Raw genomic sequence first — 15,032 nt, 5'->3', positions numbered from 1 at the left:
TATATTTCTACATTTTAGGTCATAATTTCTGACCTGCATAGGGTTTATCCCCTGAAACCTAAGGATTTCACCGTTTGAATGTAGAAGTTGCTACCTATTTCATATAGGCAGTTCGAAAGATAACGAAAGTTGCGGCGATGGATTGGGACAAGCTTAGAATATTTCACGCAGTTGCGGATGCAGGCAGCCTGACTCATGCAGGTGACAAGCTGAACTTGTCGCAATCGGCCGTCAGCCGACAGATCAGAGCGTTGGAAGAGTCGCTTGATTCGACGCTGTTCCACCGCCACGCGCGCGGGTTGATCCTGACAGAACAGGGCGAGTTGTTGTTTGACGCAACCTCGGCCATGACAAAACGTCTGGACGCTGCTGCTGCGCGCATTCGCGACAGCGAAGAAGAAGTGTTTGGCGTTCTGCGCGTCACAACTACGTACGGCTTTGGCACGCTTTGGCTGGCACCGCGCCTGCCGAAACTGTACGAGCAGTTCCCCGATCTCAATATCGACCTGATGCTGGAAGAGCGCGTGCTAGACCTGCCCATGCGCGAGGCTGATGTCGCCATCCGCATGAAAGAGCCCAGCCAGGCCGATCTGGTCCGCAAACGCCTGATGACCGTGCAGATGCAGCTGTACGCGACGCAGGAATACATCGATACCCATGGCGGTATGCTGAAATCTTTGGACGAAATTAAAAATCACCGGCTGATCTGTCAAACACCTTCAGCACCGCAAGTTGGTGCGGGTGCTGCGATGGTGCGCCATCTGATGACGTACAATCCAGGATCCCTGCTGACCGTGAACAATTATTTTGGTGTGCTTCAGGGTGTGCTGCATAACTTGGGTATTGGCGTCCTGCCGGACTACGTTACCCAAGGACTTCCCAATGTCGCGCCGATCCTTTCGGATATCGAAAGTGCGGATGTTCCCGTATACCTCGCCTATCCCGAGGAATTGCGCCATTCCAAGCGCGTCGCGGCCTTCCGTGACTTTGTTCAGGATGAGATCATAACGCAGCGCAAACAATTGAAGCAGATGGGAAAACTCTAGCTATGCACCACTGGCATAGCGGGGTTGATCAGCAATCATTCTGAAATCTCTTGATCGTTCACAAAGTGATCCCTAAATGAACTCTCGAAGGCGGTGATGCTGAAACGCTCATCATCTTCATACCTCCCTGTTGGACTACGGCCGAGCTTAGTGCTCGGCCTTTTTTTTGGCCATTCGGCAACGTGCGCTGTGTTCGGCTGGCAAAACATCTGGGAAACTCGGGCACTTAGACCTATGATCACGAAAAATTCACGAAGACTTGTGTTCGAGGACAGATTCGATGTTTCAGCCCCTTCGCCTTTTGTTGGCGATACTTTCCGTCATTTGCCTTTCAGGGCCGGTTCTTGCGCAGGATAGCGGATCGACCGGTTCGTCAACCACTATCAGCATTCCCGATGATCTGACGCCTGAACAGGTGGACGATCTGGTCGCGCGTATGTCTGACGATCAGGTCCGCGCCATTTTGCTTGAGCGTTTGGACGCGGTCGCTGAACAAAAGGCTGCCGAAGCAGAGGATCGCGAAGATCCCATCAAGGAAATCGGCGCGATTTGGGCGGCAATGGTGACGTCCTGGACGCAGGTCGTAGTCACGGTGCCAAATATATTCAGCGCTCAGGCCCATGCGGCCAAGAACTTTATAGGCACATTCGGATCAAGCGGCGCTCTTACGCTGATGGGTTTGATTCTGAGCGTTTTGATTGCAGGCTACATTGCGGAAAAGCTTTTCTACCTGCTCACCAACAGATGGCACAGTCAAGCAAGTGCGACCGAGGAAAGTGACCTTTGGGGTGCGGTAAGCTTTCTGTTTCGCCGCTTTTGCCGCGAGATCGCTGGGCTAGTTGTTTTTTATGTCGTGATCCGCGCCTTGGGACGCGGATTGTTGACGCCTGAACAACTGACCTACGCCGCACCTTTCGTCCTTTACCTGATCTGGGTTCCACGCCTGGGCGCGGCTGCCTCGCGGTTCATACTGGCCCCGAACCAACCCCAATATCGGCTGGTCAACATTGACGACCACTGGGCAAAATATCTGCACCGCAATCTGATCGGGCTGTTGATCCTGATCGGGTTGACGTTGTTCATTATCCATTTCAACGAATTGAACGGCATCACCGGGCGTGAAACCCGGATCGGGTTCTGGCTGAACGGTGCGATCCACATCTATATCGGAGTGATTGCCTGGAAAGCCCGTGAAGGCCTGTCCCAAATGATGCTGGGGACAGACCCGGACCACACCAAGTTCGACGAGGAAGTCGCTCACTATTACCCATATTTCGCCATCGGCGTATCTGCGGTGATCTGGCTACTTGTCGAGTTCCTGGCTGCTCAGCGCGACCCGATGTTGCGCGCCTTGTTGCTGCAGGGTGCACATTTCACCACCATGTTCTGGCTGCTGATTGCACCCGCGCTTGATACGTTGATACGTGGCTTGGTGCGCCATCTGCAGCCGCCCATGCAGGGCGAAGGCCCGGTGGCCGAAAAGGCGTATAAATCGACCAAGCGCAGCTATATCCGCATCGGACGGGTATTGGCTGGCATTCTGGTCATCTTGATGATCGCCAACGCGTGGGACCTTGATCTTCGGGAAATCGCGGGCGGAGGTGATGAATCCGGCAGCAAGGTGATCCAGTTCTTTATCATTATCGCCGTTGGGTACATCCTTAACGAGCTTGTTTCGCTATGGGTCAACCGCCGTCTGGCCAAAGAGCAAGCCGCTGATCAAAGCCCGGATGAAGAGGCCGGTGAAGGCGGCGGCTCAGGCGGGTCACGCTTGGCCACAGTCCTGCCTCTGCTGCGTGTGACCGCTCAGGTCGCTATCGCGGTTATCTTCGTGCTGCTGGCGCTTGGGGCGCTGGGGATCAATATCACGCCCCTGCTGGCTGGTGCTGGTGTGCTGGGTCTGGCCATCGGTTTTGGTGCCCAAAAGTTGGTGGCCGATATTGTTGGCGGGATTTTCTTCCTGGTCGATGATGCATTCCGCGTTGGCGAATATGTGGATGTAGGCGGCACCACCGGGACGGTCGAAAAAATCTCGATCCGTTCGATGCAGTTGCGCCACCACCGCGGCCCGGTCCACACCATTCCGTATGGTGAGATTCAAAAGCTGACCAACTACAGCCGCGACTGGGTCATAATGAAGCTGAAATTCACCGTGCCTTTCGACACTGATCCGAACAAGGTGAAGAAGATCTTCAAGAAGATCGGCGCTGAAATGCTGGAGGATGAAACCCACAAGGACGGTTTCCTACAGCCCTTCAAGTCGCAAGGTGTGTTCGACTTTGATGATGTCGGCATGATCATCCGTGGCAAGTTCATGGCCAAGCCCGGTAAGCAGTTCACTCTGCGCAAAGAAATCTTCAACCGTGTGAAGGCCGCATTTAAAGAGAACGGTATCGACTTTGCCCGCCGCGAGGTGCGCGTTGCGATCCCCGGTCTGGATGACGCGGACAATCTGAGTGAAGAACAAAAGGCCGCCATAGGCGCAGCCGCAGGTGAGGCCGCCAACCAGCAAGCGGAACAGCAGGCTCAGAAACCGAGTTCAGAACACGGCGCGCCAAAATAGCAACCTGACACTATAAACAATGCAAAGGCCGCCCTCAGGGCGGCCTTTTTTCATCGGATTGGCACAGGAAACCCTCTGACCCCGGTCTTAACCCTTTCCACCGACGCGCCCTTGCCCTAAAAGGCGCGCAATCTCGGCCACCTTGAGAACAGGACAGACGATGCAAGAGCCAGCCATCACACCGGATCTGATTGCCGCCCACGGATTGAAGCCCGACGAATACGACATGATCCTTGAGATCATCGGCCGCGAGCCGACATTCACCGAGCTGGGCATCTTTTCCGCCATGTGGAATGAGCATTGCTCGTACAAATCCTCGAAGAAGTGGCTGCGCACCCTGCCCACTTCGGGTCCGCAGGTGATCTGCGGTCCGGGTGAGAACGCCGGTGTCGTTGATATTGGCGATGGGCAAGCGGTTGTTTTCAAGATGGAAAGCCACAACCACCCATCTTACATCGAACCCTATCAGGGCGCGGCGACCGGGGTTGGTGGTATCTTGCGCGATGTCTTTACAATGGGTGCGCGTCCCATTGCGTCAATGAACGCACTGTCCTTTGGCGAGCCCGGCCACCACAAGACCCGCCAGTTGGTCAATGGCGTTGTCGAAGGCATCGGCGGCTATGGCAACTGCTTCGGAGTACCCTGCGTCGGCGGCGAAGTTCGATTCCATCCCGCCTATAACGGCAACTGCCTTGTGAACGCCTTTGCCGCAGGTCTGGCCGACAGTGACAAGATTTTCTACTCGGCGGCTTCAGGCGTTGGCATGCCCGTTGTCTACCTCGGTGCCAAAACCGGCCGCGACGGCGTCGGCGGCGCCACCATGGCCTCGGCCGAGTTTGACGACACGATCGAAGAAAAGCGCCCTACCGTTCAGGTCGGTGACCCCTTCACCGAAAAGCGCCTGATGGAGGCGACGCTGGAATTGATGCGAACCGGTGCCGTGATTTCGATTCAGGACATGGGTGCGGCGGGTCTGACCTGTTCCGCCGTTGAAATGGGCGACAAAGGTGGTCTGGGCGTGCGCCTCGATCTGGAGAACGTCCCTCAGCGCGAAGAGGATATGACAGCGTACGAGATGATGCTGTCTGAGTCTCAGGAACGCATGCTGATGGTCCTGAAGCCTGAGCTTGAGACCGAAGCCCGCGCCGTGTTCGAGAAATGGGATCTGGATTTTGCCATTGTCGGCGAGACCATCGCCGAAGATCGCTTCCTGATTGTCCATAACGGCGAGGTTAAAGCCGATCTTGTGCTGTCGAAGCTGTCTTCCACCGCACCGGAATACGACCGCCCGTGGGAGCCTACGCCCGAAGCTGAAGAACTGGCCGAGGTCCCGCAGATCGACCCGATCGACGGCCTGCGCGCCCTCCTCGCTTCGCCGAACTATGCGGGCAAACAATGGGTGTACGAACAATACGACACCATGGTCATGGCCGACACCGCGCGAACGCCGGGTCTGGGTGCGGGCCTGGTTCGCGTGCATGGCACAGACAAGGCATTGGCCTTCACCAGCGATGTCACCCCCCGCTATGTGCGCGCCAACCCGCTTGAGGGTGGCAAGCAGGCCGTCGCCGAAGCGTACCGCAACCTGACTGCCGTTGGGGCAAAACCACTGGCCACCACGGACAACCTGAATTTCGGCAACCCCGAAAAGCCCGAGATCATGGGCCAGTTTGTTGGCGCAATTCAGGGTATCGGCGCTGCGGTCGCCGCACTGGACATGCCCATCGTGTCGGGCAACGTGTCGCTGTATAATGAGACCGACGGTCAAGCGATCCTGCCTACCCCGACCATTGGCGCGGTTGGCCTGTTGGACCACACCGACGAAATCATCGGCAACGAGGTCCGCGAAGGTCACGTCGCGCTGGTCATCGGCGAAACAAATGGGCATCTGGGTCAGTCGGCCCTTCTGGCCGAAGTGTTCAACCGCGAAGACGGCGACGCGCCGCATGTCGATCTCGACGCCGAAAAGCGCAATGGTGAGTTTATCCGCGCCAATCGCGAGATGATCAAAGCCTGCACCGATCTGGGTGATGGTGGTCTGGCCCTGGCGGCTTTCGAACTGGCCGAAGCCGCAGACGTTGGCGTTCACCTCGACGAAGCCTCGACCGAGTTTTTGTTTGGCGAAGATCAGGCCCGATATCTGGTTGCCTGCAACTTTGACCAGGCCGAGGCGCTGATGATCGCAGCAGGTCAGGCCGGTGTTCCACTGGTCTCGGTCGGTCGCTTTACTGGTGACGCCGTCAAGGTCGGCAATTCCGAGGCTCCTCTAGCCGAGTTGACGGACACGTTCCGTGACAGCTTTGCCGCTGCCGTGGCTTGATCATATCTTGAAACTTATTCGCAAAACCTGTGCCCACACCGGCGCAGGTTTTGTCGTTTCAAGCCAACCATCACACCCTTGCGCGCCCCGCCCCGGCGCTCTACATCTTGGGAAAGATCTTCAGGAGTTACCTACATGCCGATGAGCGCCCACGAAATCGAACACTTGCTGCGCGAAGCCTTTCCGGATGCGGAAATACAGGTTGGCGGGCATGACGGCGTGCATATGTCCGCCATGGTCGTGGACGAGAGCTTTCGAGGGAAAAACAGGGTTCAGCAGCAGCGCGCGGTCTATGCTGCGTTGAAAGGCAAAATGGACGGCCCGGATGGAGAGTTACACGCGCTGGCGTTGACGACGAAAGTGCCTGAATGAGCACAGGTTTTTGGGCATACTCGATTTGGGGCATTGTGCTGTTAGCCATCATCGGTGTGTACGTGGTGGCAATTTTCAGACGTAGCAGATCAGAACGAAAACGAGTTACCCGGACCCCCAAAGGTGCGACCCCTAGTCAGGACTCAAGTTTAGTTGCATCAACCACCGACACTGGTAAAGGCGGTGGGGTAAGCGCCATGGCGATCCCTCGCGATCCGCAACAATATGCCAAAGCCATGGCTCCGAAAAAATGAACAGCTGGCTCTTTTGGATAGGTGTACTCGCAACATTGATAGTTGCCGCCGCGCTGATCGAAGCCTATGTGAAACGCAACCGGAAACGTAGCCTCGCCGATATGCGTCCCGACCCGGACAAAATCAGTAAGGTCGGCGGCATTGAAAGATACGGGCTGGATCCGCTGGCCCTGGCGCAAGCCGAACACCGACGGTTGGAGGAAGAAGGATGGACCTCTGACCCGTCACAGAATGAAACGACCGCCCCGGATGCGGGTGAAAAGGACAAGCAAGATGAGCGACGTTAAGACCCAAATCGACGAAACCGTCAAAGCCAATGATGTTGTGCTGTACATGAAAGGCACCAAGGACATGCCGCAGTGCGGGTTTTCGTCCCGTGTGGCCGGTGTACTGAACTACATGGGTGTGGATTTCACTGACGTGAACGTTCTGGCCGATGAAGACGTGCGTCAGGGCATCAAGGATTATTCCGACTGGCCGACCGTTCCGCAACTGTATGTCAAAGGCGAGTTCGTTGGCGGCTGCGACATTATCACCGAGATGACCCTGTCTGGCGAGTTGGACACGCTGTTTGACGACAACGGTGTCGGCTATAACAAAGAAGCAGCCGACAAGATCCGCGAAGCAAACGCTTGATCAGCGGCTGACGCAATTATCCAGAATGACCTGCTCACTGGCGGCATCCAATCCTGTCGCCAGAAAGCTCACCGTTGCGTCCCATCCTTTTGAGCGCAGGATGTACGTCCCTGTCCCTCCGTTGGATTCATAGCGTATGCCGGAACCGCTTTGGACCTGACGCAGAGTGACCAATTGGTTATCCACCATCATTGCTGCTGCACTCGACCCGTCCGGCGCGTTGAAATAGGCCACTTCCAATGGCACGCCGTTCTGGCATGTGAATGTCACTGGCAGAATGTCGATCTCAGCCCAAGCCAAGCCACCGGGCAAAGCAAATGCCACGGCGCAGGCGACCGTCTTTACAGAGTTCATCCCGCTGACTTCTCCTCGATCACGGATGCCAAGGCTTCGGCCCGCGCGGCTATTTCCGCCAGCGTGTCCGTCACTGACGGAGGTACCACGGCCACCTCGATACGCTCAGGCTCGGGCTGTGGCATGTTTCTGAGGGTTCGAAGCTCGGTCTCAACCTCGGCCAGCTTTGCCTCAAGCGCCTTGATCTTGTCATCGGTTCCGGCGGCCTTGTCGGCCAGCATCAGCCCGGCCATCAGCAGCATCCGTGATTCTGGCATGCGCCCGATCTGATCGGACAAAACTTGCGCCTCGTCATCCAGCAATTTGGCAGCCGAATGCAGGAACGCCTCTTCCCCCTCCTGGCACGAGACATCAAAGCCGCGGCCACCGATTTGAATAGTCAATTCGGGCATTATTCAACCTCTCCTTCTGCCAGTTTCGCCTTCGACAGCAACGGCTCTAACCGCGCCAGAACTGCGTGCGCTTCGGCAGCGTCGGTTGCTTGTGCGGCGCGCGTCGCCTCAAGTTCGGCCACTGTTGCGCGGTTAAGCAGATCAGCATCCGGCACGCCGTCTTCGGCGGCGGCGCGCAGTTCATCCACCGATTGCCGCAACTGTTCATTCGCCTTGCGCATGCGTTGCAGATCGTCATCCAGACGGGACATCGCCGCCCCGTGACTGGATCGCTCAGCGCGCAACATATCCAACTCGGCGCTCAACTCGGCGACGCGTTCGCTGTCCGCCAGTTCAGACCGCAGGCGCGCGTTTTCGGCTTCGACACCCTGTGTCGCAGCCGCGGCAGCCTTGAGCTGTGCATTTTCGGCCTTTAGCGCCTCAACCTCATCCTGATTTTCCAGCGCGGCCTTGGCCGCGGCCAACTCGGCGCGGGCGGCCTCAACCGAGGCCAGTTTTGCCTGCGCCTCTGCCAATTGCTCGCGCAATGCCCCGTTTTCCGGGCTTTCAACGGGCGTGGTCCGCAGCCGTTCCATGTCCGAACGCATGGCGTCGACTTCTAGTTCGTGGCGCTCTTTCAGCGATTTCAGACGTTCTTCCAACTGCGCATTGGCGACACGTTCATCATCCAATGCCGTCCGCAGAGCGTCATCTGCACCACCGCTGACCGGAGACGTATCCCGCAGCGTATCGACGCCGGTCCCTATCCGATCCATTGCAGCAACAATACGGCGATGTAATTCTTCGATCTGGCTCATGCCCCTGCCACCTCTTAACCAAGGTTCCTTGTATCGCGGATAGTCCGAATCAATATCATCCACGTCTTGCCCTAGTCTAACCTAACGAGGCGGAAAATACCCACTGTTTGCTTTCAACAACTTGGGCAGCTTTCTTGAACCACTACCTCATCAGAAATCCCGGTTCTACTTGCACTTTGGAGGCTGGATGGTATTGAGCGCCACATCTGCCTGTAATCCAAAGGAACAACGCCCGTGGACCTGACTGCGCTGCGCAATGCAAACCCCGAACACTGGGACAAAGCTGCGGCCATCCGCACCCTGACCCTTGACGCCGTCGCCGCCGCCAATTCCGGCCATTCCGGTATGCCGATGGGCATGGCCGACGTTGCGACCGTGCTGTTCGAAAAGCACCTGAAATTCGACGCCTCGGCCCCGAATTGGCCTGACCGCGACCGGTTTATCCTGTCGGCGGGTCACGGTTCGATGCTGATCTATTCGCTGCTGTATTTGACCGGCCACGGCGACGTGACCCTTGAGGAAATCAAGAACTTCCGCCAGTTGGGTGCAAAGACAGCTGGTCACCCGGAGAACTTCCTGGTTGATGGCATCGAAACCACGACCGGCCCGCTGGGCCAAGGCATCTCGAACGCTGTGGGCTTTGCCATGGCCGAAGAAATCCAGCGCGCGCATTATGGCAAGAAGGTTGTGGATCACTATACCTATGTGATCGCCGGCGACGGCTGCCTGATGGAAGGCGTCAGCCAAGAGGCAATAACCTTGGCCGGTCGTCATGAACTGAGCAAGCTGATCGTCTTCTGGGACAACAACAACATCACAATCGACGGCACCGTCGATATGGCTGATCGCACCGATCAGGTGCGCCGTTTCGCAGCCTCGGGCTGGCACGTAATCGAGATTGACGGGCATGATCCGCAAGCCATCGACACAGCCATCGTACAGGCGAAAAAGTCGAATAAACCGACCATGATTGCCTGCGAAAGCCACATCGCATTGGGTCACGCGGCGCAGGATACCTCGAAAGGTCACGGAGCGCTGACCGATCAGGACCAACTGAAGGCAGCGAAAGAAGGCTATGGCTGGCCTCATGACGCGTTCCATGTACCCGCCGAAGTGAAATCCGCTTGGGAGGCCATCGGTTCTCGCGGGCTTGCTGAGCGCACGGCTTGGGAAGAACGTTTCGCGCAACTGTCCGAACGCAAGCAAGCCGAATTTAACCGCGCCTATGCGTTTGAAGCGCCCAAAAAACTGGCCGGTGCGATCCGCGCCTTCAAAAAGCAGATCTCGGAAGATCAGCCGAAACTGGCCACCCGCGCTTCGTCCGAAAAGGTTCTGAATGTCGTGAACCCGATCATGACCGAAACCGTGGGCGGTTCGGCTGACCTGACCGGCTCGAACAATACCAAATCGGCTGACATGGGTGTCTTCCTGCCGGAAAATCGTAAGGGTCGTTACATCCATTACGGAATCCGCGAACACGGCATGGCCGCGGCAATGAATGGTATGGCGCTGCACGGCGGCATTCGCCCCTATGGCGGCACGTTTATGGCCTTCACCGACTATGCCCGTCCGTCCATGCGTCTGGCGGCGCTTATGAAGGTTCCTTCGGTTTTCGTGATGACTCACGACTCGATCGGTCTGGGCGAAGACGGTCCGACCCACCAGCCGGTCGAGCATCTGGCAATTTCGCGCGCGACCCCGAACACCTATGTGTTCCGCCCCGCAGATTCTGTGGAAACCGCCGAAGCGTGGGAACTGGCGCTGACGTTCAAGGACAGCCCCTCCGTTCTGTCGCTGACCCGTCAGGGCGTTCCGACCGTACGCACGGAACACAAAGCCAAGAACCTGACCGCGCAAGGTGCATATGTGCTGGCTGATGCCGAAGGCAAACGTCAGGCCATCCTGATCGCAACGGGTTCCGAGGTTTCTTTGGCTATGGAAGCCAAAGCGATGCTTGAGGCTGAAGGCATCGGTACTCGCGTCGTGTCCATGCCCTGTATGGAGTTGTTCGCACAGCAGGACGAAGCCTATCGCAAGCGCGTTCTGCCCGGTGGTCCGGTCCGCGTCGGTATCGAAGCCGCCGTTCGCGCCGGTGGCTGGGATCGCTGGCTATTGGGTGAGCGTGGCCGCGAAGCCAAGGCCGGCTTCATCGGTATGTCCAGCTTCGGCGCGTCCGCTCCGGCGAATGAGCTGTACAAGCATTTTGGCATCACTGCCGAGGCGACCGTTGCTATGGTCAAGGAATTGCTGGGACTGTAATCCAGCACACGAAGAATAAGGCAAAGGGCGGCATCAACCGCCCTTTTTAATTTCATTTCAATGTGTTGCGGTCTTCTTTGATAGCAATGGCCCGATCACCTTGGTGGCTACAGGGATCAGAACAAAGCCCCACGCCAGACCAAACACACCATCCATTGCTGCTTTGGAAATCCATTCGACAGCCCCTACCCAGCCGTCTGACACGGAATGCCCAATCGCATATGCCCAGTCGTGGATGTGATGGCCCAGCCAGCCGAAGCCCAGAACTTCCATCCCGTGAATGACGATCGACCCGCCGACCCACAGCATCGCCGTGGTTCCAACAATTGACAGGGTCTTCATCACACCGGGCATTGCCTTGACCAACCCGCGCCCCAGTCCGCGCCCGACAGGTGTCGGGGCATTGTTTGCCAGAAACAATCCGACATCATCCATCTTCACGATCAACGCGACCGAGCCATAGACGGCCACCGTCACCCCGATGCCCACAACCGCCAGTGTCGCAGCTTGCATCCATAGATTCGGCGCCTCAATCGCGGCCAGTGCGATGGTCATGATTTCGGCGGACAGGATGAAATCCGTTTTGATCGCACCTTTGACTTTCTGCTCCTCTAGATGACCAGGGTCGCGCACGTTCATGTCTTCATCAATGGCATGGCTGCCATGTGGAAACAGAACATGAAATATCTTTTCAGCACCCTCGAAGCATAGGTAAGACCCACCGATCATAAGCAGCGGCGTAATAAGCCAGGGCGCAAAATTGGCCAGCAAAAGGGCCACAGGCAGCAACAGCACGATCTTGTTGAATACCGATCCACGCGCAATCCGCCAGATGATTGGCAACTCGCGCGCAGGCGCAAAACCCTGAACGTATTTCGGAGTGACGGCTGCATCGTCAATAATCACCCCTGCCGTCTTGGCCCCGGCCTTTCCCGCCGCCGCCACCACGTCGTCCACCGACGCCGCTGCAACCTTGGCGATCCCCGCCACGTCATCCAAAAGAGCCAAAAGACCGCTCATCGCGCTACCTTTCCTGTCACCTGCCGCCTCAGGAACCTACCCAATCTTACAGCCAGTGCAAGCGTTAGCGCAATCGTGCGAAGTTTGCGCTAACACATTAAAAATATGCCGCTTTTGCTCTTTTGAGATTCACCAATCGCGGCTATATGGCCTGCAAGGCAAGCGCATTTGGAGACGTCACATGACCATCAAGGTCGGCATCAATGGTTTTGGCCGCATCGGCCGCTGTACCCTGTCGCATATCGCAGCGTCAGGCCGGAACGATATCGAAGTTATCAAGGTCAACGCGACCGGGCCGCTGGAAACTTCGGCTCATCTGCTGAAATACGACAGCGTTCATGGACGGTTTCCGCGCGACATCGCCATCAATGGCAACACCATGGATCTGGGCCGCGGCCCGATGGAGATGTTCTCGACCTACGACATGAACGAGCTGGATTGGGAAGGCTGCGACGTCGTTCTGGAATGCACCGGCAAATTCAATGACGGCACCAAGGCGAAAACGCACCTCGAGCGTGGCGCCGGCAAGGTTCTGTTGTCCGCACCGGGCAAGAACGTCGACAAAACCATCGTGTTTGGTGTGAACCACAACACGCTGACCGCCAACGACAACATGGTCTCGAATGGGTCTTGCACCACGAACTGCCTTGCTCCGCTTGCCAAGGTTCTGGACGAAGGTGTCGGCATCGAAAACGGCATTATGACCACGATCCACGCCTATACTGGCGACCAGCCGACCCTGGATCGCCGTCACAGCGATCTGTATCGCGCCCGTGCCGCTGCCATGTCGATGATCCCGACATCGACCGGAGCGGCGAAAGCACTGGGTGAGGTTCTGCCGAACCTGAAAGGCCGTCTGGACGGTTCCGCCATCCGCGTACCTACCCCAAACGTGTCGGCGGTGGACCTGACTTTCCGCTCATCGCGCGAAGTGTCTGTCGAAGAGGTCAATGAAATCGTTCGCGAAGCCGCGCTTGGCCCGATGCAGCGCGTTCTGGGTTATGAACCCGCGCCGCTGGTTTCGACCGATTTCAACCACACCGAAGAAAGCTCGATCTTTGCGCCGGAACAAACCCGCGTTGTAGACGGCCGCCTTGTCCGGGTTCTGGCCTGGTACGACAACGAATGGGGCTTCTCGGTTCGCATGGCCGATGTCGCTGTTGCCATGGGTCGGCTTAACTAAGATCGATTTGAAATCTTGAACATTTTTGCCCGCTCAGGTTATCTGGGCGGGCATTTTCGTTCGGGGCCACTATGACCAACCAAATCGCTATCTGGCTTGGCCTCTTGATCCTTGGCGGGTTGATTCTGGACTACGCTATCTTTGGACCCGAACATTTGGTTTTCCTCGGGAAAAAGCTTTACGCCTTTCTGGATTGGCTGGCTTTCTGGCGCTGACAGAGGTTTTGCTTGACTTTTCCGCTCATCTGGCTTTGTTAGCGCTAACTTTACTAAAGTCGAAATTCGGACGGAGCGGAACATGACACTCAAGCTGGCAATCAACGGATTTGGTCGGATCGGACGCGGAGTTCTGCGTGCAGTGATGGAATCGGGACGTACAGATGTAGAAATTGTTGCCATCAACGATTTGGCCAAACCCGAGATGAACGCGCATCTGTTCGAGTTCGACAGCGTACATGGCCGTTATTCCAACAAGGTGACATTGACCAACGAAGGCCTGGACGTTGGCGCAGGCCCCATTCGTCTGTCCAGCGAGCGCGACCCCGAAGCGCTGGATTGGTCGGATATCGACGTAGTTCTGGAATGCACAGGCGTTTTCCGCACCCGCGAAGCGGCTGAACGTCACCTGAAAAACGGTGCCAAGAAAGTCCTGATCTCTGCGCCTGCGCGGGGCGAAGGTGCCGTTAAAACAATCGTCTATGGTGTGAATGAGCATGAGCTGACAGCCGGGGATACCGTTGTTTCGAATGCTTCATGTACCACCAACTGCTTGTCGCCAGTTGCCGCTGCGCTGGATGCCGGGCTTGGCATCGTCCATGGCAACATGACCACGGTCCATGCGTATACCGCCAGCCAGCCAGTTCACGATGCCGCGGGTAAAGACCCCTATCTGTCGCGCGCTGCGGCTTTGTCGATGATCCCGACCACCACGGGTGCCGCAGCGGCTGTCGGTCTTGTGCTGCCGCAATTGGCAGGCAAGCTGACCGGTCAGGCCATCCGCGTTCCGACGCCTAACGTGTCTGTTGTCGATCTGGTGGCCGAAGTATCGCGCCCCACCACCGAAGACGAGGTCAATGCGCTGTTCGTCGAAGCCGCCGCCAAAATATCGGGCGTTCTGGCCGCCGAAAGCCGCCCACTGGTGTCGATGGATTTCAACCACGATTCCCATAGCTCGACCGTGTCATTGGCCGAGACCAAAGTCACCGACGGCACATTGGTGCGCGTTCTGGCCTGGTATGACAATGAGTGGGGCTTTTCGAACCGGATGCTGGACACAGCCGCCGCGATGGGCGCGTTAGCCTAACCTTTCGCGCAATGCAGTATGAACGCGGGGCGTTACGAATTTCGACACGTCCCCGTTCAGGCGCGCGATTTCCTTAACCAGTTTCGATGCGATGGCCTGATGCCGTGCTTCGGCCATTAGAAAGACGGTTTCGATTGAATCGTCCAAAGCACGGTTCATTCCGACCATCTGGAATTCATACTCGAAATCCGCCACGGCCCGCAGCCCGCGAACAATGATTTGTGCACCCACATCGCGGGCGCAATCGATCAGAAGGTTTTCGAACGGATGAGCAACAATTTCGGTTCCGGTTTGTTCAGACAACAGCGCACATTCCGCCTCGATCATGGCCACGCGCTCTTCCAGAGAAAATAACGGTCCCTTATCGCGGTTGATCGCTACTCCGATCACCAACTTGTCGACCAAAGCCGAGGCGCGCCGGATAATGTCAATATGGCCCAGAGTAATCGGGTCAAAGGTTCCGGGGTATAGACCAACCCGCATCACGCTCTCCTGCGTTCTGGAAATTGTGCGTCAGCAAACATAACTTTGCTG

General features: G+C 57.0%; 15 protein-coding genes. 10 read left to right on the top strand and 5 right to left on the bottom strand.

Annotated elements, in window-relative coordinates:
- The first annotated feature begins 137 nt into the window (after nt 1–137).
- The 6 genes from ACR0DL_RS04215 (at nt 138) to grxD (ending at nt 7,191) form a co-directional block, all read left to right on the top strand.
- On the top strand, nt 138–1,046 hold the full coding sequence (locus ACR0DL_RS04215) for a LysR family transcriptional regulator (RefSeq protein WP_226688493.1): 909 nt from the start codon (nt 138–140) through the stop codon (nt 1,044–1,046).
- Nucleotides 1,047–1,326: 280 nt separating this feature from the next.
- Nucleotides 1,327–3,609 carry a mechanosensitive ion channel family protein gene (locus ACR0DL_RS04210; RefSeq protein WP_480687726.1) on the top strand — a complete coding sequence of 761 codons (2,283 nt, stop codon included), beginning with the start codon at nt 1,327–1,329 and terminating at the stop codon, nt 3,607–3,609.
- A gap of 160 nt (nt 3,610–3,769) precedes the next feature.
- On the top strand, nt 3,770–5,929 hold the full coding sequence (purL, locus tag ACR0DL_RS04205; protein WP_480687724.1) for a phosphoribosylformylglycinamidine synthase subunit PurL: 2,160 nt from the start codon (nt 3,770–3,772) through the stop codon (nt 5,927–5,929).
- A gap of 135 nt (nt 5,930–6,064) precedes the next feature.
- Entirely contained in the window at nt 6,065–6,301 is a 237-nt protein-coding gene (locus ACR0DL_RS04200; RefSeq protein ID WP_155147029.1) for a BolA/IbaG family iron-sulfur metabolism protein, read from the top strand.
- A gap of 250 nt (nt 6,302–6,551) precedes the next feature.
- Nucleotides 6,552–6,842, top strand: a complete 291-nt coding sequence (locus tag ACR0DL_RS04195) for a hypothetical protein (RefSeq protein WP_480687722.1) — start codon at nt 6,552–6,554, stop codon at nt 6,840–6,842.
- Complete coding sequence (gene grxD / locus ACR0DL_RS04190; protein ID WP_170348592.1) at nt 6,829–7,191, top strand: Grx4 family monothiol glutaredoxin; 363 nt, start codon at nt 6,829–6,831, stop codon at nt 7,189–7,191. Before ACR0DL_RS04195 ends, grxD begins: the two co-directional genes overlap by 14 nt.
- Here the strand turns inward: grxD and ACR0DL_RS04185 are convergent, their stop codons facing one another.
- From ACR0DL_RS04185 to ACR0DL_RS04175, 3 genes are read right to left on the bottom strand one after another with little or no spacing between them, the layout of a single operon-like run.
- On the bottom strand, nt 7,192–7,545 hold the full coding sequence (locus ACR0DL_RS04185; RefSeq protein WP_480687720.1) for an MliC family protein: 354 nt from the start codon (nt 7,543–7,545) through the stop codon (nt 7,192–7,194). It abuts the gene before it with no gap.
- The gene (locus tag ACR0DL_RS04180; RefSeq protein ID WP_170358299.1) at nt 7,542–7,937 is read right to left on the bottom strand and encodes a cell division protein ZapA; all 396 of its coding nucleotides are present in this window, start codon (nt 7,935–7,937) and stop codon (nt 7,542–7,544) included. Before ACR0DL_RS04180 ends, ACR0DL_RS04185 begins: the two co-directional genes overlap by 4 nt.
- Nucleotides 7,937–8,734, bottom strand: a complete 798-nt coding sequence (locus tag ACR0DL_RS04175) for a hypothetical protein (RefSeq protein ID WP_170348589.1) — start codon at nt 8,732–8,734, stop codon at nt 7,937–7,939. Before ACR0DL_RS04175 ends, ACR0DL_RS04180 begins: the two co-directional genes overlap by 1 nt.
- Before the next feature lie 234 nt (nt 8,735–8,968).
- Between ACR0DL_RS04175 and tkt the strand changes: the two genes are divergently transcribed.
- Entirely contained in the window at nt 8,969–10,993 is a 2,025-nt protein-coding gene (tkt, locus tag ACR0DL_RS04170; RefSeq protein ID WP_480687718.1) for a transketolase, read from the top strand.
- A gap of 57 nt (nt 10,994–11,050) precedes the next feature.
- On the opposite strand, the gene ACR0DL_RS04165 is transcribed toward tkt, so the two are convergent.
- Nucleotides 11,051–12,013 carry a DUF808 domain-containing protein gene (locus ACR0DL_RS04165; protein WP_480687716.1) on the bottom strand — a complete coding sequence of 321 codons (963 nt, stop codon included), beginning with the start codon at nt 12,011–12,013 and terminating at the stop codon, nt 11,051–11,053.
- A 181-nt stretch (nt 12,014–12,194) separates the two neighbouring features.
- On the opposite strand from ACR0DL_RS04165, the gene gap (ACR0DL_RS04160) reads away from it, so the two are divergent.
- From gap (ACR0DL_RS04160) to gap (ACR0DL_RS04150), 3 genes are all read left to right on the top strand, one after another.
- Nucleotides 12,195–13,196 carry a type I glyceraldehyde-3-phosphate dehydrogenase gene (gene gap, locus ACR0DL_RS04160; protein ID WP_170358292.1) on the top strand — a complete coding sequence of 334 codons (1,002 nt, stop codon included), beginning with the start codon at nt 12,195–12,197 and terminating at the stop codon, nt 13,194–13,196.
- Nucleotides 13,197–13,267: 71 nt separating this feature from the next.
- A complete protein-coding gene (locus ACR0DL_RS04155) occupies nt 13,268–13,411 on the top strand; it encodes a hypothetical protein (RefSeq protein ID WP_170348585.1) in 144 nt (47 codons plus the stop codon).
- A gap of 82 nt (nt 13,412–13,493) precedes the next feature.
- The gene (gene gap, locus ACR0DL_RS04150; RefSeq protein WP_170358290.1) at nt 13,494–14,498 is read left to right on the top strand and encodes a type I glyceraldehyde-3-phosphate dehydrogenase; all 1,005 of its coding nucleotides are present in this window, start codon (nt 13,494–13,496) and stop codon (nt 14,496–14,498) included.
- On the opposite strand, the gene coaD is transcribed toward gap (ACR0DL_RS04150), so the two are convergent.
- Complete coding sequence (coaD, locus tag ACR0DL_RS04145) at nt 14,490–14,981, bottom strand: pantetheine-phosphate adenylyltransferase (protein ID WP_170348583.1); 492 nt, start codon at nt 14,979–14,981, stop codon at nt 14,490–14,492. The two genes, gap (ACR0DL_RS04150) and coaD, sit on opposite strands and share 9 nt — an antisense overlap.
- Nucleotides 14,982–15,032: the final 51 nt, after the last annotated feature.

Source organism: Ruegeria sp. BB5, from assembly GCF_056539405.1.
Note: the sequence above shows the minus strand (reverse complement) of the source record. Positions and strands in the feature narration are given on the sequence as shown.